The organism is Apibacter muscae, assembly GCF_007845595.1.
Classification (GTDB): Bacteria; Bacteroidota; Bacteroidia; order Flavobacteriales; family Weeksellaceae; genus Apibacter; species Apibacter muscae.
The window spans coordinates 168,694-189,165 of the sequence record NZ_SELI01000015.1 but is presented as its reverse complement, the minus strand read 5'-3'; the positions used below and the strand labels follow the sequence as shown (position 1 = coordinate 189,165).

Sequence of the window (20,472 nt, the reverse complement as noted above, 5' to 3'; positions counted from 1 at the left end):
GACAGTATCTTGACTTAATTAACGACTTTTTGTCTTTTATTTTGTTTCAATTATTAAGCGGTAAGTATTTTCTCCATTTGGCTTATATTTTGAATATAAAATGTTATAAAAAATTGAATTTAGACATGGATATCAATAAATTAACAATAAAATCACAAGAAGCTTTACAACAAGCACAAAACTATGCTCAAGAATTAGGAAATCAAGCGATTGAGCCTGCACATTTTCTTAAAGCTTTATTAACGAGTGAGGCAAGTGTAATTACTTTTATTTTAAAAAAGCAAAACTCTAATTTAGCTTATATAAATTCTGAATTGCAGAATATATTAAATTCCTTACCTAAAGTTTCTGGAGGGCAATTATATCTTTCACAGAATGCGAATAAGGTGTTGACAGATGCACAAACAGAAGCAAATAAGATGAAAGATGAGTTTATAAGTTTAGAACATCTATTTTTAGCTATTTTATCTGTTGGAGATTCAACTTCCCAATTATTAAAAAATCAAGGAGTTACTAGAGATGGTGTTTTAAAAGCCATAGAAGAAATAAGGAAAGGAGAAAGAGTAACCTCTCAAACAGCAGAAGATAATTACAATTCCTTAAACAAATATGCGAAAAATTTAAATGAATTAGCGCTAGAAGGTAAGTTAGATCCTGTTATAGGAAGGGATGAAGAAATAAGAAGGGTTCTTCAAATCCTATCAAGAAGAACAAAAAATAATCCTATTTTAATTGGAGAGCCTGGGGTTGGTAAAACAGCCATTGCAGAAGGTATAGCGCATAGAATTATAAATGGAGATGTTCCTGAAAATTTGAAAGATAAAACGATATTTTCATTAGACATGGGGGCATTAATTGCTGGGGCTAAATATAAGGGGGAATTTGAGGAAAGGCTTAAATCAGTAGTTAAGGAAGTAACTTCCTCTGAGGGGAATATAATACTTTTCATAGACGAAATACATACTCTAGTAGGTGCTGGAGGAGGAGAAGGAGCAATGGATGCAGCCAATATTCTAAAACCAGCACTAGCAAGAGGTGAATTAAGATCCATTGGTGCTACCACTTTAAATGAATATCAAAAATATTTTGAAAAGGATAAAGCTCTGGAAAGGCGTTTTCAAAAAGTTATGGTAGATGAACCGGGCGTAGAAGATGCAATAGCTATTTTAAGAGGGATTAAAGAAAAATACGAAGCTCACCATAAGGTACGTATTAAAGATGAAGCAGTAATAGCCGCAGCAGAGCTTTCCAATCGATACATTTCCGATCGTTTTCTTCCAGATAAGGCGATAGATTTAATTGATGAAGCCTCTTCTAAATTACGTATGGAAATGAATTCAAAACCCGAGGAGTTAGATGCTTTAGATAGAAAAAAAATGCAGTTGGAGATTGAGTTAGAAGCGGTAAAAAGAGAGACAGAGAGTCCTACGTCAAATGAAGCTATAAGGCTCTCCAATGAAAAAAAACTTGAAAACGTGAAACAAGAGTTAGCTCAACTAAACGAAAAACGGGATGAATTGAGTGCCTCTTGGAAAGCTGAAAAAGAGCGAGCCGAAAGAGTTCAGGAAATTAGAAAGAATATTGAAGAGCTAAAGCTGGAGGCAGATAAAGCAGAGAGAGCAGGAGACTATGGAAAGGTTGCAGAGTTGCGTTACGGTAAAATTAAAGAAAAAGAAGAAGCCTTAATTCAAGCGGAAGAGGAATTATCAGAAGATAAACCTCGTTTAATAAAAGAAGAAGTTGATTCAGAAGATATAGCTGAAGTTGTAGCTAAGTGGACAGGTATACCTGTAACTAAATTGGTGCAAAGTGAAAGAGAAAAATTGTTAAATCTAGAACAAGTTTTACATAAGCGAGTGGTAGGGCAAGACGAGGCTATTGAAGCTGTGGCAGATGCTATTCGTAGAAATAGAGCTGGATTAAATGATGAAAGAAAACCTATAGGATCTTTCTTGTTTTTAGGTACTACAGGAGTGGGCAAAACTGAATTGGCTAAAGCTTTGGCGGAGTTTCTTTTCGACGATGAAAATTCCATGACTCGTATTGATATGAGTGAGTATCAAGAGAAACATTCGGTAAGTCGCTTGGTGGGTGCGCCTCCAGGGTATGTAGGATATGACGAAGGTGGACAGTTAACCGAAGCTGTGAGGAGAAAACCTTATTCCGTTGTATTGTTAGATGAGATCGAAAAAGCACATCCAGATGTATTCAATGTATTATTACAGGTATTGGACGATGGGCGTTTAACGGATAATAAGGGTAGAATGGTTAATTTTAAAAATACCATAATAGTTATGACCTCTAATTTGGGTTCTCACCTAATACAAGAAAATTTTGAAAAATTACAGGAAAACAATTACAAGGAAATTTTAGAGTTAACTAAAAAAGAGGTTTTAGAACTATTAAGAAAAACCCTTAGACCAGAATTTTTAAATAGAATTGATGAGACAATTATTTTTAAACCTTTAAACAAAAATGAAATACGAGGTATAATAGATATTCAATTAGATTCATTGAATAAAATTTTAGCAAAAAAAGGTATAAATATGAGAATGACAGAGGAAGCGAAAGATTATATAATGAGTAAAGGTTATGATCCTTCCTTTGGGGCTAGACCTTTGAAAAGAATAATTCAACATGAAATTCTTAACCAATTGTCGAAAGAAATTTTAGGTGGAAAGATTAATGATAATGAAAATATAATAGCAGATTATTTTCCAGAAACTGGATTGGTTTTTAGAAAGGATAATTAATTGTACCAGCTCTAAATAAAAAACCTGAATTATTATTCAGGTTTTTTTATTATAAAGGTTTAATACCTAATTTTTTTTCATTTCTTCTCTTTTTTTCTTAATCATTTCTTCTCTCTCTGCCTCATTCTTAAAAATATTTGTGGAGGAACCCTGGGAGAGTTTAGCTCGGCGCTCTTTTATTAAAGCTTCTCTTTTCAAATCCTCTTCGTTTAAAGAGCTATTTGCAATAGTTTGAGAATTTTGGTTAATCTGATCTTTTTTCGGGATATTAGCTGTTTCTGTATGATCGTTAGAGATAATTTTTTCAGACTCATTAATTGGAATATTTTTTTCAATTGTTTCCTTGTTTATAGATTCAGATTTTAAGTTGTCTTCAAGATCTATAATTTCAGAATTTTTCTGTAAAATATTTACTTCTTTAGGTTCATTTGCAATAATATTATTGTCATTATTGGTATTTACATTTAGAGATTCATTAGAATTTGTTTCATTTAAAGAGATCTCTGTATTATGGATGGATTGAGATATACTGGTTGTTAATGCATTGTTAGTATTTATATTTTCATCAGAAGAAATTTCTAATGGTTTACCCATATAGAATTCTAAGATTTTAAGCTTAAAAAGATAACTATATTTAGCTTGAAGCATTTGCGATTGTGCATTAAAATAATTAGTTCTGGCAATATTTAAATCATAAACATTAATTTTTCCAGCATTAAAACTTTTTTCAGCAAATTCATAAGAAATTTTAGTAGACTCTACCAACTCTTTAGCAGATGTATACGTTTGGTAAGAAGAATTCACATCAAAATAAGAAGATTGTATGGTTTGCTTTAGATTTAGTTTATTCTGATCTAATTGATTTTCTTGTATTAATTGAGCTATTTTGGACTGTTCAATTTTTGCTTTTGTAATTCCTTTATTAAAGATAGGTACGCTCACGCCTAAAGTTATAATTTGAGAATTATTATCGTGCCACTGATCTTTAAGATTTTTTACAGACCTATCAAAATAATCTTGATAATAAGTACTCGCTTTATAGCCTCCTGTAATGGTAGGGTATAAAGCAGCTTTAGCAAGTTCAATATCTTTTTTAGCTACTTCCACACTTAATTCTGAGGACTTTATTTCTGGCTGATTTGTATAAGCATGGTTGATAATATTATCTATGTTGATTAATGGTAAGTCAATCTGATCAGAAACTTTTACATCTTCAATCTCAAAATCACGATAATCCATTTGAAGAAGCATAGCTAAATTCATCAACGCTCGATTAACATCAATTTTTGAATTTTCAAAAGTTTGTTTAGCGTTAGCCATATTAGATTTAGATTCATACAAAGTACTTAATGGAATGCTTCCTGCATTGTATAATTTTTCATTTCTTTCAGCATCTTGAACCTGAGTATTCAGTAAATTTCCATTTACAAGCATCAATTCTTTATTTAACAAAACGGTTAAATAATTACCCACAAGTTGCAAAGAAATATCATTACGTATTTTTTCTGTTGTAAATTTATGTTGATCAATTAAGAGTTTATTTTTTTCTTGAGTTATATCTAAACTTCCGTTATTATACAAGATGATTGAAGATTCTAAAGCTAAATTATTTTGATAACCTTCATTGTATGAAAAATCTTTACGAGCATCGGGGCCAAAAGAAAAGCTATTTCCAACAGTACCAGTTAAATTAGGAAGCTTATTTTTCTTAGCAATATCGTAATTCCCTTCTTGAACCTTTTCATTTAAAATGGCAGCTAATACTTGCAAATTATTTTCTTTAGCATAAGATAAACAATCATTAAATGACCAAATTTTTTGGGCTGATAGAATTCTAAGTATCAAAAATGCAAGAATTGTACTGTAAATTTTCATTATTGAATGAGTTTTATCTATTTTTATAAGTATGCTACCTATCTAAAAATGTTACAAAATTAGGAATAATAAAGAGCGCTAAATTTACTTATTAATATAGAAAGTTTGTATAAAGAGCATAAACCTAAATAAATACATTTAGTATTTAAAAGAATTTTGTATAAAAATTAAATTTGTGTAAATACTTAATACAGATGTTTAAAATTCTAATATTAAGATTTATATAAACTTTTTTATATAAGATTATTATTTAACTCATTTAACTTTGTAGTTTTAAAAAAAGTAAAAAATTTATGAAAAATAATTCCCTTAAAGGTTTAATTATAGCCCTAGCTTTCTGTTTATTTTCAGTTTCCGTATATCTTTTATTCCTAAAAAAAGAAGATGTATTCTTGCTAGATAATCCAACAGATAGTAGTATTAAAGTAGTATTAAATAATAAAAAATATTTACTAGGACCAGGGCAAACTGCTAAAGTATCTATTCAGCTAGGCAATAATGCCATCTCAGCAAAGAGAGAAGATTCAGTCGTACTATTAAAAGATACATTTTTTAGCATAGAAAATAATACTAGAGGTTTAATAAATCCTACACTATCCAATTATTATACCTTTAAAAGATATTATGGTTATGTAAAAAATAGAGATTCACTTTATAATTCTCATCATATAGATATAGAAGGAAAAGAATATAAAGGAGAAATAAAAAAATACAACGATTTAGTAATCCAAGGTTTTTCAATAAATATTAACCAAGAGTATCCCAAACTAAAAAAGAAATCTGATAGCCTAACAGGTATTACTAAGTTGTTCAGAAAAAATCAATTTGTAGAGTATTACGAAACTATTTCTGAATAAAAACAATTACTTTTGTAAGGTATAGTAGAGAAAGTAATTTATGACTCCCGAAAATATAAAACCTTACAATAAAACCGACAATAAAAAGAAGCAAGTGGAAGAAATGTTTGATAACATTTCGGAAAATTATGATTTTTTAAATCGATTACTCTCTCTTAAGATTGATGTTTACTGGCGAAATCGATTAGAAAAAAGGGTAGTAGCTTTAAATCCAGGTAAAATATTAGATGTTGCAACAGGTACAGCAGATCTAGCTATTGAACATGCAAAAAAGACAAATGCTTTAGTGACAGGTTTAGATCTTTCTCAAAGAATGTTGGATTACGGACAAATTAAAATAAACAAACAAGGATTAAAAGAAAGAATAAAACTGATTAAAGGAGAAGCAGAAAATCTACCTTTTCATGATGAGGAGTTTGATATTGTAACTGCTTCATTTGGAGTTAGAAATTTTGAGAATCTTGAAAAAGGTATATCAGAAATGCAAAGAGTCTTAAAGAAAGGAGGCAAGTTGTTTATTTTAGAATTTTCTAAACCCACAGGGATTTTTGCACCTTTTTTTATGCTTTATTTTAAATATATATTGCCAACCATTGGGAAAATAATCTCAGGAGATTCAAAGGCTTATACATATCTGCCCGATTCTGTAAGTAAAATGCCTTACGGAAAAGAAATGGAAGAGATTCTTTTAAAAAATGGTTTTAAACAAAGTACGAGTAAAACATTTACTTTTGGAGTTGTAAGTATTTATGAGGGAACAAAATAAATTAAGAAAGAATACGTTTTCATTATACATGAGAAAGATTATAACATTATTGGTATTTATAACTTCTTATAACTTATTAAATGCTCAGTTCCGCTCTAAAGATGTTATGGATCGATATGACGATATAGATCATCAAAAATTTTCTTGGGGCTATTATTTAGGCATCAACTACTTTAGTTTTAAATTGCATCCAGAAGCAGAAGGATTAAACTCAAGAGGTAAATTCTTAGTTAATGTAGATTCCAAAGCTGGTTTTACAGTAGGATTAATAGGTAAAATGAGAATCAATGAATATTTAGATTTAAGAGTAGAGCCAGCAATGCATTTCGTTCAAAGAGATCTAATATTTAGAAATATACAAAATATAATTAACCAAGAAGTCGAAGAAGGAAAAGAACCTACTTACTCAGATTTGGATGCTATTAGAAACGTAAAGTCTACATATATAGATATCCCGGTATTTATTAATTTTCATGGAAATAAATGGAACAATACCAGACCTTATATACAGGCTGGATTGAGTTATTTAATGAATCTTCAAGGGAGTGAGAAGAAAGAACAAGACAATTTGGAGCAAGTTTTCCGAATGAAAGACAACAACTTCTCATACCAATTAGAAGCTGGAATAGAAATTTATTTAAAGAGGTTTAAACTAACCCCATCAGTTAGAGGTATATTCTTTATAAATGATGAATTAGTGAAGGACAATCCAGGTACTCCTCCTGTTTGGGCGGGTGCGATTAAATCAATGTCTACAAGAGCAATAGTGTTTTCTTTAAAATTCGAATAATTAACTTTTATATAATTTAAATAATTTTTTAATCTTCTATTTTTATAAATAGAAGATTTTTTTTATCATATTAGTTATTTATTGAATAGTAAAACATACATTCTATAATAAAAAAATAAGAGATTATAAAAATTTAATAGTATTTAAATAAAAAAGCTGAATCTAGCAATTTAGATTCAGCTTAAATATATTTAGATTCATTATTAATCAAATTGTCTTTTTCTAAACCAAAGATCGTCAAAATTAAATCCAATTCTAAAGTTTACAAAATTTTCCTTTATCAAGCCTTCAGAAGTAGTACCTCTTTGGCCAAGTTCTAAGCCTAGATTTAAGGTAGAAGGATCTTGTTTACCGGTTTTCCCAATTGGCAGGCTTAAACCAGCTGTTATACCATACTGATTGATTGATTGATTGTTAAGTTCAATTCCAGTTTCTTCATAATATATACCGTAACGATAGATAATTTTTTCAAAATAAGATTTAAAACCATTTATGTTAGGCAAAAACCATCCACCCAAAGCAACTCGGTATCTGTTATTATAAGTGTAATTTTCTTGAGGAATTTCAAGTTTAGATTGGTTAATATATTTGAAGTCTAAACCTAATGACCATTTAAACTCCTTACCATAAGCCACTCCTAATGAATAAGAAAAAGGTATTTTACTATCGTAAGTACCACGGGAATAACTTAAAGTATCAATGGATTGTTTTTCATTTAAAGAATTGTAATAATACGTAGAATATAATGAATTTACATCAGTATTTACATCCCTACCGAAAGTATAAGTGGCTCCCAATTTAATTAAATGGTCATTGGTGAATTTTTTTCTATAAGCAAGGGCTAATGTATAATCAAAATATCCATAATCTTTGCGGTTAAAAGTTCCGGATTTTAGATTGGCACCCTGAATAGATGTTTCTTCCTCTTTTTTTAGTTGTCCCCATATATAATTGATTTTAGCCGCTACGGAAAGGTCTTGAGTAATGTTATAGGAGTAAAAACCACCAAACATGTTTAAACCACCTCTACCTTTAAGAGAAGAATTTTGCGTTATACCATTTGAGTTGTTACTTAGGTCCATATTGTAGCCTAAAGTAGAATAGGGTCTTAAATTGAATCCAATTCTAGATTTTTCCCCTGCTGGAAAAGCAACTGAAATGTTGGAAAGGTAAGTGGTAGATCTATCACTACTTTGTGAAGAAGTTTTCTCATTTATAAAATCTGTGTTTACAGAAACATTAAAGCTGGTATATTTTAAATTTCTATTTGCAGCAGGGTTATTAAAATTTGCTTCATTGTTAAAGTCAGAAATATATGAAGTTCCAATACCTCCCATAGAGGAAACAGTAATATCGGTACTAAATTTTTCATCTCCTAATCCTATAGAAGAGTAGGGAGAGGTTGAGGTTTGTTGTGCATGTAATCCATTGCTCAAAACAATTAAACATAGCAACGGGAAAAGATATAATTTCATTCAGTAATTTTATTACGGGTACAAATATGTTAATAATGTATTGATTATGAAAATAATTTTATAATTAAAATATATTAGTTTATAAGTTAAACGAGAAATCATGAAAAATATTTCTTAAAACTTTTGGAGATATAAAAAATAGTACTATATTTGCAAACGAAAACCAAATGAGGTACCTTAGCTCAGTTGGTAGAGCAAAGGACTGAAAATCCTTGTGTCCTTGGTTCGATTCCAAGAGGTACCACAAAAAGCCGAAAGTATCACTTTCGGCTTTTTTATTTTTACATTATTGATTAATAGGTAAGATTTTAGGATCTCGTCGATTTAAATAACAACATATGAATTATCTTTCAGTTAAAAATATTAGCAAATCTTTCGGAATAAGAACTCTATTTAAAGAAGTATCGTTTCATGTAAATGAAGGAGAGCAAATAGCTTTGGTTGCTAAAAATGGAAGTGGGAAGTCTACTCTATTAAAAATATTAGCTGGAAAGGAAAATCTTGACGATGGAGAAATTTTATTTAATAAAGATGTAAAAGTGATCATGTTTGAGCAGTCAGATTCTTTTAATGAAGACTCAAAGGCAGAAGATTATATTTTTAATCATTCCAATCCCATTTTAGATGTAGTTCATCAGTATGACAAGTTAATTAAAGAAGATCCTTCAAATCCAGAACTAATGAATTTGATTGAAAAGATGGATTTATACGATGGTTGGAAGGTAGAACCCTTAATACAGGAAATTATTTCTCAATTAAAAATTGACTTTCTTTCTAAAAAAATTAAAGATTTGTCTGGGGGGCAGAAGAAAAGAATTTCTCTTGCTAAATTTTTGATCGATATTACTTTAGAGAAAGGTTATATTTTATTGATATTGGATGAGCCCACCAATCACCTAGATATTGAAATGGTTGAGTGGTTGGAATATTTTCTGAATAAAGAAAATAAAACACTAATTTTAGTTACCCACGATCGTTATTTTTTAGATGCTATATGCACCAAAATATTAGAATTAGAAGATGAGATGATTTATACTCATAACGGAGATTACGAAACTTACGTTACGAACAAAGCTCTAAGGATTGAAAATCAAGCTTCCCAAATAGATAAAGCAAAAAATCTTTACAAAAAAGAGTTGGAATGGATGAGAAGACAACCAAAAGCGAGAACATCCAAGTCTAAAAGTAGAATTTCAGATTTTTATAAGACGGAAGAAACAGCAAATATAAAGTTAGACAATTCCAATCTTCAGCTAGACATGCAAATGACTCGTCTAGGGAAAAAAATTATTGAAATGGAAAGTGTCTCCAAAAAATTTGGTAATAAAATTATATTAGATTCTTTCACGCATACATTCTTAAGAGGAGCTAGAATAGGAATTGTAGGTAAAAATGGAGCAGGTAAAACAACCTTTCTTAAAATATTGGAAAACCAAGAGCCAATAGATTCAGGGAGCATAGAGTGGGGAGATACTTTAAATATTGGTCATTTTAAACAGGAGGGTATTATATTTAAAGAAGAACAAAGAGTAATTGATTACGTAAAAGAAATCGCAGACTATTTTCCTTTATCTAATGGAAAGCAGCTTTTTGCAAGCCAATTTTTAGAAATGTTTCTATTTAAACCAGAAACTCAATATACACCTATAGGAAAATTAAGTGGAGGAGAGAAAAAAAGATTACAATTACTTTCTATACTCTTTAAAAATCCAAATTTTTTAATTCTAGATGAACCTACGAATGATTTAGACTTACCAACTTTAACCGTTTTAGAAAACTTTTTAAATGATTATCAAGGCTGTTTATTAATAGTAAGTCATGATAGATATTTTATGGATAAAGTCGTGGATGAATTGATGATTTTTGAAGGAGAAGGTAAGATTACAAATTTTATAGGTAATTATACCAAATACTATTTAGAAAAAAAGTCTAAAACTAGTGTTAATCAAGAAGAAATTAACCAAAGTGAAGAAAAAATAGCTGCAGATAAAGGTCATGAAGAGCCAGTAAAAAAAAATAAAAAATTGTCTTTTAAAGAAAAGCGAGAGTTAGAAATCCTTGAAGATGAAATTGCAAAACTTGAAAAGAAAAAAGATGAATTATCTTCGCAACTGACACTAGAAAATTTGGAATTTAAAAAAATTCAAGAATTGGGAGATGAATTAAATCTTTTAATTCAAGAATTAGAAGAAAAAGAAATGAGATGGATGGAATTATCAGACTTATAAAGTAACATGACCCAATCGGGTTAACATTTTATGATCTAAAATTTTAATTTTTCTACCACTTACTTTAATTAATTTGTCTCCTTTAAATTCAGAAATTAATCGTATAGCACTTTCTGTAGCAGTGCCAATAAGGTTAGCCATTTCCTCTCTGGTAAGAGTTATATTTATAAAACCTTCTTGGTCGACACCTAATTTTTTTTCCAAAAAAAGAAGAACTTCAGCTAATCTTTCACGTACTGTTTTTTGAGCCAATAAAGTGATGGTCTTACCCGCCTCCCCTAAATCTAGAGAAATCTTTTTTAAGATATCAAAAGATACTTTAGAACTCACCTTTAGTAATTTATTAAAAATAATTTCGGGTATATATATAGCGACAAGCTCATCATCAATAGATGTACAAGAAGCACTAAAAGACTCCCCACACAATAAAGATCTATATCCAATAATATCCCCTCGTTTAACAAATCTTAAAATTTGTTCTTTACCATTAAAACCATTTTGATATAGTTTGGCTGTACCTTTTAGAATTCCATAAATTCCAGTAGGCTTACATCCTTCATGAATAATTTCTTGACCTTTATGATAAGTTACCTCAATTATTTCATTGTTTAAAATTTTAATTTCATCTTTAGAAAACTCTTTTAAAACATTGTTGTTTTTTAACTCAGAAATAATTAATTCAACAGAATCACTATACATTGCTCAATTTTTCGGGCGAAAATACAAAAATATTTCTCTTTAAAGTAATTTAAAAGAAGCTAACTTTGTAAATTAAAATATTGATTATAGGGAGTATGGATAAAAAATGCTTTCATTGTGGGCAAGAAATAGTAAGCGAAGAAGTAGATTTTGATGATAAAGTTTTTTGTTGTAATGGATGTAAAACAGTTTATGAAATATTAAGCCAAAATCATCTTAGCAATTTTTATGAACTGAATAAACAGGCTGGAATTAAACCAGATGGAGATAAAAATTATTTTGAATTTTTGGACACTCCTGAAATCTTTAATAAAATTATAGACTATTCTGAAGACGGAACCACACTGGTAACCCTTAAAGTACCTGTGATACATTGTAGTTCTTGTGTATGGCTATTGGAAAGTCTAAAAAACATTAATTCAAAAATTTTATATTCTACCGTTCATTTTACCAACAAAACTGTACAAATAGCCTATAAAAGCTCAACGTATAAATTAAGTGAATTAGCCAATTTCTTGTCTAGTTTAGGCTATAAACCCATAATAAATTTAGAAACGGCCGAAAAAAAGAAACCTGAAAATGTAGATCGAACTTTAATAATAAAAATAGGTATTGCAGGATTTGCATTTGGGAATGTTATGCTGTTGGCTTTTCCAGAATTTTTAGAAGGCAATAAAGATGTTTGGTTGGAACAGTACAATCAATTATTTAGAGTTTTGATGTTCTTATTATCTCTACCGGTAGTTTTATATTGTGCCTCTGATTATTATAAATCTGCTTGGAGTGCTTTAAGATATAAAAGGTTAAATTTAGATATGCCAATAGTTATAGGTATTTTTGCTTTGTTTTTCAGAAGTTGTTACGAAGCCTATTGGGGGATAAGCAATGGATATTTTGATTCATTATGCGGTCTATTATTCTTTATGTTATTAGGTAAATTTTTTCAGCAAAGAACGTATAAATCATTAGCTTTTGATCGAGATTATAAATCTTTTTATCCAATTGCTGTTACTAAAATAGATCCAGACAATCAGCAAAAAAATATCCTAATTTCAAAACTAAAAATTGGAGACAGAATATTAATTAGAAATGGCGAAATTATACCTGCAGATGCTATTTTAATAAAAGGAGAAGCATTTATTGACAATAGTTTTATAACTGGAGAATCTCATTTAATTGAGAAAAAGAGCGGTCAGAAAATTTTTGCCGGAGGTAAACAAAGAGGAACCATGCTTGAATTAGAGATAATTAAAGAAGTAAATCAAAGTTACCTAACAAGGCTATGGAATAATGAAGCCTTTAAAAAAGAAAATTCTATCTTAGATACAATTACGAACAGCGTAAGCAAATATTTTGTATTTGTTATTTTAATAATTACCCTAATAAGTGGTTGTTACTGGTATTTCATTGAAAAGAATACCTCCCAAATGTATCAGGTAATTACTGCAATACTTATCGTAGCCTGTCCATGTGCTTTAGCTCTTTCAGTCCCTTTTACCTTAGGGAACATAATGAGAATTTTAGGGAGAAATAAATTTTATGTTAAAGATTCTACAACGGTTGAGAAAATGTCGAAAGTCAACCATATAGTTTTTGATAAAACAGGTACTTTAACCATGAATAAAGCTAATCATATAGCTTATGAAGGTAAACCATTAACCGTTGCTGAACTGGAAGAATTAAAAGCTATTTTAAAGAATTCAAATCATCCCCTTAGCCGTTCACTTTATGAATATTTAGATTGCCCCGACAAGTCATTATTAGTACGCAATTACAAAGAAATCATAGGGAAAGGTATTGAAGCTAATGTTAATGGGAATACCTATAAAATTGGTTCTTCTAGTTTTGTTAAATATAAGGGAGAGCCAATTCAAGAGACATCCGTTTTTATAAGTATTAATGTAGAAAATATAGGAAGATATATATTTAAAAACCAATATAGAAAATATGTACCTGAGGTTGTAAAAAAGATATCTTTAAAAAATAAAATTTCTCTTTTAAGTGGTGATAATAATTCAGAAGAAGAATTTTTAAAACAACTATTTCCTACTTCGACTATTTTAAAATTTAATCAATCACCCCAAGATAAATTAGAATATATTGAAAAATTGCAAAAAAAAGGAGATTTAGTTATGATGGTGGGTGATGGTCTTAATGACTCAGGAGCATTAAAACAGTCGAATGTCGGTGTGGCTATAGCTGACGATATAAATAGCTTTACACCCTCTTCTGATGCAATTTTAGATGGAAGTAGAATCACAAGTTTATCCAGTTATCTTAAAATATCTAAGATTGCTATAAGGATCGTGTATATATGCTTTATGATAAGTTTTTTTTATAACATTATTGGTTTAAGTTTTGCTGTTTCAGGTAGACTTAAACCTTTAGTTGCAGCTATTTTAATGCCTGTAAGTTCAATTACTATTGTGTTTATATCTACAATTCTAACTCAAATTTCAGGATATATAGTTTTTAAGAAATATCTAAAACCTTAATAATTTAGAAACATTCTAAATTATTTTTTTTTATCAAATATTAAGAGTATATTTATGAATGAAAGTAAATAAAATATTAGATTTGTGCGATATAGGATAAGGCTATGGAGATTTTGTATTTAATGATATTGTGTAGTGTTTCTTTAGCTGCTATTTTTTTAGGGCTATTTATCTATGCTATTAAAAAAGGTCAGTTTGATGATGATGAATCTCCGGCAGTAAGAATGTTGTTTGATTCTAATGAGGTTCAACACGCTGAAGGAGAAGAATTAAAAAATAATGAAGAAAAAATAAAATAGAAAAATTATATTAAGATAACTACATTATAAAAGATGGAGACACAAAAATTTTCGTATGACAACAAAATAACAAAAGCTTTTGCTTTTGCAACCATATTTTGGAGTGTTGTCGCATTTATAGTAGGATTGACAGTGGCTGCTTTATTGTTTATACCCACATTGCCAGATTTTATTTTTGGGGTAGAACCAAGTCAATTAGCAAAATCCCAAGGTTTTATTGGTTTTGGACGATTAAGAATGTTACATACAAGTGCAGCAATTTATGCATTTGTAGGAAATGGATTCTTTGCAGGATTTTATTACTCCATTCAAAGATTATTAAAAACCCGTACCAATGATACACTCTCTTGGATTCACTTCTGGGGATGGCAACTTATAATTGTTTTAGTAGCAATTACGTTTTTAATGGGTATAAATACCTCTAAAGAATACGCAGAGCATGAGTGGCCTATCGATATATTTGTTGCTATAATATGGGTGCTATTCGGAATAATTATGTTTATTACTATAGCAAAAAGAAGGGTTAGTCATATGTATGTAGCTATTTGGTTTTATATAGCTACTTGGATTGGAATTACTTTGTTATGGGTATTTAATAATTTAGAAGTTCCAATTGATTGGAACATTGTGCATTCAAAAAGTTATTCTGCTTACGCAGGTGTACAAGATGCAATGGTACAATGGTGGTTTGGGCATAATGCCGTGGCATTTTTCTTAACTACACCCGTTTTAGGCTTGATGTACTATTTTATGCCAAAGGCTGCCAATCGACCAGTTTTCTCTTATAAATTATCAATTATACATTTTTGGTCTCTAATATTTGTATATATGTGGGCAGGTCCGCATCACTTATTATATACTTCCTTACCGGGTTGGGCTCAAATGCTAGGAACTGTATTCTCCATTATGTTAATTGCTCCATCGTGGGGAGGGATGTTAAATGGTTTATTAACTTTAAGAGGCGCTTGGGATAAAGTTAGAGAGGATCCTATTTTAAAAATGTTTGTGGTAGCGATTACTTGCTATGGGATGGCAACCTTTGAAGGTCCATTACTTGCTACAAAATCCCTAAATAAAATTGGTCATTTTACCGATTGGGTTATCGGTCATGTTCATATAGGTACCTTAGGCTGGAATGGATTTATGACCTTTGGTATGCTTTATTATATAATCCCTAGAATTTATAGAACTAAATTATATTCGGTAAAATTAGCAAACTGGCATTTTTGGTTAGGAACATTAGGAATTGTTTTATACGCAGTACCTATGTATATGAGTGGTTTTACACAAGGATTAATGTGGAAACAATTTAATCCAGACGGAACTTTAGTTTATAAAAACTTTCTAGAAACCGTAACTGCTTTAAGAGGATTTTATATTACAAGATTTATAGGTGGGGTGTTCTACCTTGCAGGAGCTGCTTTGATGGTAGTAAATATTTTTGTTACCGTAAGAAAAGGTAATTTGTTAGCAAATGAACCAGCAGAAGCTCCGGCTTTAAAAATATCTTCTAAAAAAGGAGAAAATGAAAAAAAGCATACTTGGTTAGAAAGAACTCCAATATATTTTTCTATATTAACGCTTGTAGCTTTGGCTATAGGTGGAGCAATAGAAGTTTTACCAACCGTATTTGTAAAATCGAACATACCAACTATTTCATCAGTAAAACCATATTCTCCCTTAGAGCTAGAAGGTAGAGATTTATATATAAGGGAAGGATGTAATGCCTGCCATTCTCAAATGATACGACCATTTAGGGATGAAGTCGTTCGATACGGTGAATATTCTAAGGCAGGTGAATATATTTATGATCGCCCTTTCTTATGGGGGTCTAAAAGAACAGGACCAGATTTACATAGAGAAGGTGGGAAGAATCCAGATTCTTGGCATTTTACCCATATGTTGAATCCTAGAGATACTTCTCCAGGCTCAATTATGCCTGCATATCCTTGGTTAATATATAACAAATTAGATGTTTCAAAAACTAAGGAAAAATTAGATGTTATGAAAAATTGGTTTAATATACCTTACGATCAAGAGTTAATGGATAACTATCAGAAAAATATGAGTGATCAAGCTAAAGAAATTGTAACAAGTATATTTACGGATAGACCTGATTATAAAGAGCGTTTTGAAGCAACAGCAGCTAAGGATGGTGAAAATTTTGTTCCTTTAGAACAAAGAGAGATTATAGCTTTAATTGCATACTTACAAAGATTAGGAACAGATATAAAAAATACTGAAGTTAAAACGGCAAGTAATTAATAATTATGCTTAAATTCTATAGTAAAATAATAGCAGGTATTGATAGCGCTACCATATATCAAAGTTTAGCATTAGTAATTTTTTTTATTTTTTTTGTTGGACTTATATATATGGTAATGTCTAAACCTAAAAATTATTATAGTGAAATAAGCAGTATGCCTTTAGACGAGGAAAATAAACAGGATAAAGATCAAAACACAGTAAATTAATATGAAACCAAGAACACCCGTAGGAATAATTATAATTATAGCTGTATGTTTAATAACAGGGGCGTTTTTAATGCTTCTTCAGAATTTTAAATTTATAAATAATCCTATTTATTTAGGAACCATAGTTATTTCAATAGTACTATTACTTATAAATAATTCTATTGATTCATTAATAGATGCTGGGAAATTTAAGAACTTATCAGAAGAAGAGAAAAATAGATACTTAGAATTATTAAAAACCCCATACTTCACTAGGCTTTGGAGAGATGCATTCAAAAGAAGCAAAGAAGAAGAATTGGGAGAAATTGCAATTCTTGATCATGGGTATGATGGGATACAAGAATTAGACAATCAATTACCTAAATGGTATATAGGTTTATTTGCGATTACCATAACCTGTGGTGTGATCTATTTCTTTGCTTACATTTTTACGGACTTTGCGCATCCTATAGCCGAGTACGATGCAGAATATAAAACACAGTTAGCAGAAATAGCTGAGTATGAAAAGACTGTTCCACAAGCTACCATTGAAACAGCTCAATACAATCCGGAAGCCATTGAGGAAGGTAAAAAAATTTACAACAATTTATGTATTACTTGCCACGGTGAAGGAGCGACTGGAGGCTCAGGGCCTAATCAGACCGATGACTATTGGTTAAATATTGTTGAAAATGATGAATTTAAAAATATAGTTTCTGTTGTTTGGAACGGTAGTAAAACAAATCCTACCATGAGAAGTTTCATCAATTCAGGAGAATTAAAAGGGAATGATATTGTAAAAGTTGCAAGTTATTTAGTTCATTTAAATGAAACAACCAAAAAAAATCCTGACGGATCTTCTGCGGGCAAGGCCCCTCAGGGAGACATTGCACCATGGGTAAAAAATCCTCAAGCAATTGTTGAAGCAGCTAAAAAAGAAGGAAAAGAAGTAAAAGTGGTTACAGAAGTTTCTGGAAATTAGAATCAATCAATTATTAAACAATAAAAATAAGTCTATCTAAATTTCTTAGGTAGACTTTTTAGATTTCTAAAAATATGTTCAGTATATTTGTATAAATCAGATAAGAACGTAAAGACTTAATCTTAGATAGTTCTAAACAATGTCTCAAGAAGAAAAAATAAAACCAGAATTAGAATGTGAATCATTTCGTGAAAATTTAGCAACAGCTGAAGAATCAGGAAAAAGAAAATGGGTTTTTCCAAGAAAGACACATGGCAAATACACCACCTATAGAAATATAGTAAGCGCAATTTTATTAATACTACTATTTGTAATTCCTTTTATAAAAACCTCAAAAGGAAATCCATTATTTCAATTTGATTTCCTAAATAGACAGTTTTATTTATTTGGTGCGTATTTTTCGCCGTCAGACTTTTATTTATTTAGTATAGGTTTTGTAACTACAATAGTTTTTATTATCCTGTTTACTGTCGTTTATGGGCGAATATTTTGTGGTTGGATATGTCCACAAACCATATTCATGGAGCATGTCTTCAGGAAAATAGAATATCTTATAGAAGGTGATAGGAACAAACAAATTCGTTTAGATAAACAAGATTGGGACAGTGAAAAGATCAGAAAAAGATTACTTAAATGGTCAATTTTTGCATTAATATCTTTTATTTTTTCAAACATTCTATTCTCCTATATATTTGGTATTGATGAAATGATTAAAATGATAAAAGAGGGGCCTGCAAATAATGTAGGTTTATTCGTTGCATTAATCATTTTTTCTGCATTATTTTATTTAGTATTTGCTTGGTTTAGAGAGCAGGTATGTTCATTTGTGTGCCCTTATGGAAGATTGCAAGGAGTACTTATAGATAAGGATACCATTAATATTACCTACGATTTTATTAGAGGAGAAGGCGAGAAAGGTAGGAGCAAGTGGAAAAAAAATGAAGATAGAAAGTTGGCGGGCAAAGGAGATTGTATAGACTGTCAACAATGTGTAGTTGTATGCCCTGCAGGAATAGATATTAGAAATGGTTCACAATTGGAATGTATTAATTGTACTGCCTGCATTGATGCTTGTGATGAAGTTATGACAAAAGTGGGCTTACCCACAGGTCTAATTAGGTATGCTTCTGAGAACATGATTGAGAAGAGAACTACTTTTAAATTTAATGCTAGAGTAATCGCATATACATTAATACTTTTTATTTTAATAGCTGTGTGTACTTCGTTATTATTTGTAAGATCAAGTGTTGAATCAAAATTCTTAAAAGTAGTAGGAACTCAGTTTACAATTCAAGATAAAAATATAGTTGATGAATATCAGTTTAGTTTTATTAATAAAACTTCAGAAATTCAAAATTTAAATATTAAAATCATATCACCTAAATCAGCGGAAATTGAATTAGTAGGGTATGGAAATAAAATAACTATTAAACCTAAAGAATTATTAAAAGGTACAGCAGTTATAAAAATTCCTGAGGCGGATTTATCAAAAACAAAACAAGAAGTAGTTATAGGTGTTTTTGATAATAAAGGCGCAAAAATAGATGAATATAAAACCAATTTTATTGGACCAACCAAAGAGTTATTTTAAGATATATGAAATTTAAGTTTACTTGGGCACACGGAATAATTTTAGCATTAGTGAGTTTTATAGTTTTTATATGCTCAATGGTATTTAGTTTAGAATTTTCTGAAAATACTTTTGATTTAGTCTCCGATGATTATTATCAGGACGAAATTTATTATCAAAAAGAAATTGATGCTGCTAATAATGCCATGAATTTATTGGAAAAACCTCAAATTTTTGTTGATAAAGAAGTAGGTATTGAAATACAATTTCCTAAAGAATTTTCCTCCATAAATACAATGGGTAGATTTCAGCTTTATAGACCAAATTCTAAAATGTTAGACATAAATAAAAATACATTAGACTTTGAAATGGGGAATAAAATTATTATTCCAAAAAAGGTTCTAGAAATAGGAAACTATATATTAAAACTATATTGGAAAAAAAACAATATTAACTATAAAATGGAAATACCTGTAGAATGGAAATAGGAATATATGTTTATGCACTTACATTAGGCTTACTATCCGGAACACACTGCATAGGTATGTGTGGACCCATTGCCTTTTCATTAGGGCTAGAAGCAAATAATAAAGTTAAATATTATACACAAAATTTTTTATATCAATTAGGTAGAATTTCAACATATTCTATTTTAGGAGGAATATTAGGAATAGTAGGAAAAAGCTTTAATATTGCAGGTTATCAACAATACGTATCTATTTTTGCAGGTATATTACTACTATTGATGGTACTATTACCTGGCAAAAACTTTGAATTGGGCGGAAACCTTAAATTTTTAAATCATTTCATGATTAAAGTTAAAATGTTTTTAGGTAAATACATTCAGAAAAAAGATAATACCTCAAGATATTTAACTGGAGTTTTAAACGGATTTTTACCCTGTGGAGTGGTTTATGCTTCTTTAGCAGCATCAATAGCAGCTGGGGGAATAATTCAGGGTATGCTTTTTATGGCTATTTTTGGTATGGGAACATTCCCTTTTATGTTTATTACAGTCTTAGCAGGAAATTTCATAGGAATTAAAGCAAAAACTAAAGTAACAAAAGTTTTTCCTTACTTTTTAGCACTTCTAGGGATTATTTTTATTTTAAGGGGGCTTGAAATTGGCATACCTTACCTATCACCACCAAAAAAAGCATTAAAGATTGAGAAAATGGAGAATAAGGGCAAAAGTTGTTGTCATTAAAACCCTTTCTATTTATTTAGTCA

General features: G+C 29.9%; 16 protein-coding genes and 1 tRNA gene. 14 read left to right on the top strand and 3 right to left on the bottom strand.

The window, feature by feature from the left end; genetic code table 11:
* Positions 1 to 125 precede the first annotated feature (125 nt).
* Complete coding sequence (gene clpB / locus ETU10_RS01965) at positions 126 to 2,753, top strand: ATP-dependent chaperone ClpB (protein WP_146309523.1); 2,628 nt, start codon at positions 126 to 128, stop codon at positions 2,751 to 2,753.
* Positions 2,754 to 2,819: 66 nt separating this feature from the next.
* Here the strand turns inward: clpB and ETU10_RS01960 are convergent, their stop codons facing one another.
* On the bottom strand, positions 2,820 to 4,628 hold the full coding sequence (locus tag ETU10_RS01960; protein ID WP_146309522.1) for a TolC family protein: 1,809 nt from the start codon (positions 4,626 to 4,628) through the stop codon (positions 2,820 to 2,822).
* Positions 4,629 to 4,921: 293 nt separating this feature from the next.
* Between ETU10_RS01960 and ETU10_RS01955 the strand changes: the two genes are divergently transcribed.
* From ETU10_RS01955 to porT, 3 genes are read left to right on the top strand one after another with little or no spacing between them, the layout of a single operon-like run.
* Entirely contained in the window at positions 4,922 to 5,485 is a 564-nt protein-coding gene (locus ETU10_RS01955) for a hypothetical protein (protein WP_146309521.1), read from the top strand.
* A gap of 40 nt (positions 5,486 to 5,525) precedes the next feature.
* Positions 5,526 to 6,251: a bifunctional demethylmenaquinone methyltransferase/2-methoxy-6-polyprenyl-1,4-benzoquinol methylase UbiE gene (gene ubiE, locus ETU10_RS01950; RefSeq protein ID WP_146309520.1), complete on the top strand. Its 726-nt coding sequence runs from the start codon at positions 5,526 to 5,528 to the stop codon at positions 6,249 to 6,251.
* A gap of 28 nt (positions 6,252 to 6,279) precedes the next feature.
* On the top strand, positions 6,280 to 7,041 hold the full coding sequence (gene porT / locus ETU10_RS01945) for a type IX secretion/gliding motility protein PorT/SprT (RefSeq protein WP_146309519.1): 762 nt from the start codon (positions 6,280 to 6,282) through the stop codon (positions 7,039 to 7,041).
* 203 nt (positions 7,042 to 7,244) lie between these two features.
* Here the strand turns inward: porT and ETU10_RS01940 are convergent, their stop codons facing one another.
* Entirely contained in the window at positions 7,245 to 8,516 is a 1,272-nt protein-coding gene (locus tag ETU10_RS01940) for a hypothetical protein (protein ID WP_146309518.1), read from the bottom strand.
* A 171-nt stretch (positions 8,517 to 8,687) separates the two neighbouring features.
* On the opposite strand from ETU10_RS01940, the gene ETU10_RS01935 reads away from it, so the two are divergent.
* Positions 8,688 to 8,760: transfer RNA gene (locus tag ETU10_RS01935), tRNA-Phe, on the top strand.
* Positions 8,761 to 8,854: 94 nt separating this feature from the next.
* A complete protein-coding gene (locus ETU10_RS01930; protein WP_146309517.1) occupies positions 8,855 to 10,744 on the top strand; it encodes an ABC-F family ATP-binding cassette domain-containing protein in 1,890 nt (629 codons plus the stop codon).
* Here ETU10_RS01930 and ETU10_RS01925 read toward each other — a convergent pair.
* Positions 10,739 to 11,443 (bottom strand): Crp/Fnr family transcriptional regulator, encoded by a 705-nt coding sequence (locus ETU10_RS01925; RefSeq protein WP_146309516.1) that lies wholly within the window; start codon positions 11,441 to 11,443, stop codon positions 10,739 to 10,741. The genes ETU10_RS01930 and ETU10_RS01925 overlap by 6 nt on opposite strands.
* A gap of 95 nt (positions 11,444 to 11,538) precedes the next feature.
* On the opposite strand from ETU10_RS01925, the gene ETU10_RS01920 reads away from it, so the two are divergent.
* The 8 genes from ETU10_RS01920 (at position 11,539) to ETU10_RS01885 (ending at position 20,449) form a co-directional block, all read left to right on the top strand.
* Positions 11,539 to 13,938: a heavy metal translocating P-type ATPase gene (locus ETU10_RS01920; protein WP_146309515.1), complete on the top strand. Its 2,400-nt coding sequence runs from the start codon at positions 11,539 to 11,541 to the stop codon at positions 13,936 to 13,938.
* A 104-nt stretch (positions 13,939 to 14,042) separates the two neighbouring features.
* Positions 14,043 to 14,237, top strand: coding sequence for a cbb3-type cytochrome oxidase assembly protein CcoS (gene ccoS / locus ETU10_RS01915; protein WP_146291591.1), 195 nt, complete (start codon positions 14,043 to 14,045; stop codon positions 14,235 to 14,237).
* A gap of 33 nt (positions 14,238 to 14,270) precedes the next feature.
* Positions 14,271 to 16,502 (top strand): cytochrome-c oxidase, cbb3-type subunit I, encoded by a 2,232-nt coding sequence (ccoN, locus tag ETU10_RS01910; protein ID WP_146309514.1) that lies wholly within the window; start codon positions 14,271 to 14,273, stop codon positions 16,500 to 16,502.
* Positions 16,503 to 16,507: 5 nt separating this feature from the next.
* The gene (locus ETU10_RS01905) at positions 16,508 to 16,711 is read left to right on the top strand and encodes a CcoQ/FixQ family Cbb3-type cytochrome c oxidase assembly chaperone (RefSeq protein WP_146261481.1); all 204 of its coding nucleotides are present in this window, start codon (positions 16,508 to 16,510) and stop codon (positions 16,709 to 16,711) included.
* A 1-nt stretch (position 16,712) separates the two neighbouring features.
* Positions 16,713 to 17,672, top strand: a complete 960-nt coding sequence (locus ETU10_RS01900) for a cbb3-type cytochrome c oxidase N-terminal domain-containing protein (protein ID WP_146309513.1) — start codon at positions 16,713 to 16,715, stop codon at positions 17,670 to 17,672.
* Between the two features lie 139 nt (positions 17,673 to 17,811).
* Complete coding sequence (gene ccoG, locus ETU10_RS01895; RefSeq protein ID WP_146309512.1) at positions 17,812 to 19,263, top strand: cytochrome c oxidase accessory protein CcoG; 1,452 nt, start codon at positions 17,812 to 17,814, stop codon at positions 19,261 to 19,263.
* Positions 19,264 to 19,268: 5 nt separating this feature from the next.
* A complete protein-coding gene (locus ETU10_RS01890) occupies positions 19,269 to 19,730 on the top strand; it encodes a FixH family protein (RefSeq protein ID WP_146261478.1) in 462 nt (153 codons plus the stop codon).
* Complete coding sequence (locus ETU10_RS01885; RefSeq protein WP_146309511.1) at positions 19,721 to 20,449, top strand: sulfite exporter TauE/SafE family protein; 729 nt, start codon at positions 19,721 to 19,723, stop codon at positions 20,447 to 20,449. Before ETU10_RS01890 ends, ETU10_RS01885 begins: the two co-directional genes overlap by 10 nt.
* Positions 20,450 to 20,472: the final 23 nt, after the last annotated feature.

Excerpts from the sequence above, each read along its gene's own strand:
- clpB (WP_146309523.1), top strand. The coding sequence starts at position 126 with ATGGATATCAATAAATTAACAATAAAATCACAAGAAGCTTTACAACAA.
- ETU10_RS01960 (WP_146309522.1), bottom strand. The coding sequence starts at position 4,628 with ATGAAAATTTACAGTACAATTCTTGCATTTTTGATACTTAGAATTCTA.
- ETU10_RS01955 (WP_146309521.1), top strand. The coding sequence starts at position 4,922 with ATGAAAAATAATTCCCTTAAAGGTTTAATTATAGCCCTAGCTTTCTGT.
- ubiE (WP_146309520.1), top strand. The coding sequence starts at position 5,526 with ATGACTCCCGAAAATATAAAACCTTACAATAAAACCGACAATAAAAAG.
- porT (WP_146309519.1), top strand. The coding sequence starts at position 6,280 with ATGAGAAAGATTATAACATTATTGGTATTTATAACTTCTTATAACTTA.
- ETU10_RS01940 (WP_146309518.1), bottom strand. The coding sequence starts at position 8,516 with ATGAAATTATATCTTTTCCCGTTGCTATGTTTAATTGTTTTGAGCAAT.
- ETU10_RS01930 (WP_146309517.1), top strand. The coding sequence starts at position 8,855 with ATGAATTATCTTTCAGTTAAAAATATTAGCAAATCTTTCGGAATAAGA.
- ETU10_RS01925 (WP_146309516.1), bottom strand. The coding sequence starts at position 11,443 with ATGTATAGTGATTCTGTTGAATTAATTATTTCTGAGTTAAAAAACAAC.
- ETU10_RS01920 (WP_146309515.1), top strand. The coding sequence starts at position 11,539 with ATGGATAAAAAATGCTTTCATTGTGGGCAAGAAATAGTAAGCGAAGAA.
- ccoS (WP_146291591.1), top strand. The coding sequence starts at position 14,043 with ATGGAGATTTTGTATTTAATGATATTGTGTAGTGTTTCTTTAGCTGCT.
- ccoN (WP_146309514.1), top strand. The coding sequence starts at position 14,271 with ATGGAGACACAAAAATTTTCGTATGACAACAAAATAACAAAAGCTTTT.
- ETU10_RS01905 (WP_146261481.1), top strand. The coding sequence starts at position 16,508 with ATGCTTAAATTCTATAGTAAAATAATAGCAGGTATTGATAGCGCTACC.
- ETU10_RS01900 (WP_146309513.1), top strand. The coding sequence starts at position 16,713 with ATGAAACCAAGAACACCCGTAGGAATAATTATAATTATAGCTGTATGT.
- ccoG (WP_146309512.1), top strand. The coding sequence starts at position 17,812 with ATGTCTCAAGAAGAAAAAATAAAACCAGAATTAGAATGTGAATCATTT.
- ETU10_RS01890 (WP_146261478.1), top strand. The coding sequence starts at position 19,269 with ATGAAATTTAAGTTTACTTGGGCACACGGAATAATTTTAGCATTAGTG.
- ETU10_RS01885 (WP_146309511.1), top strand. The coding sequence starts at position 19,721 with ATGGAAATAGGAATATATGTTTATGCACTTACATTAGGCTTACTATCC.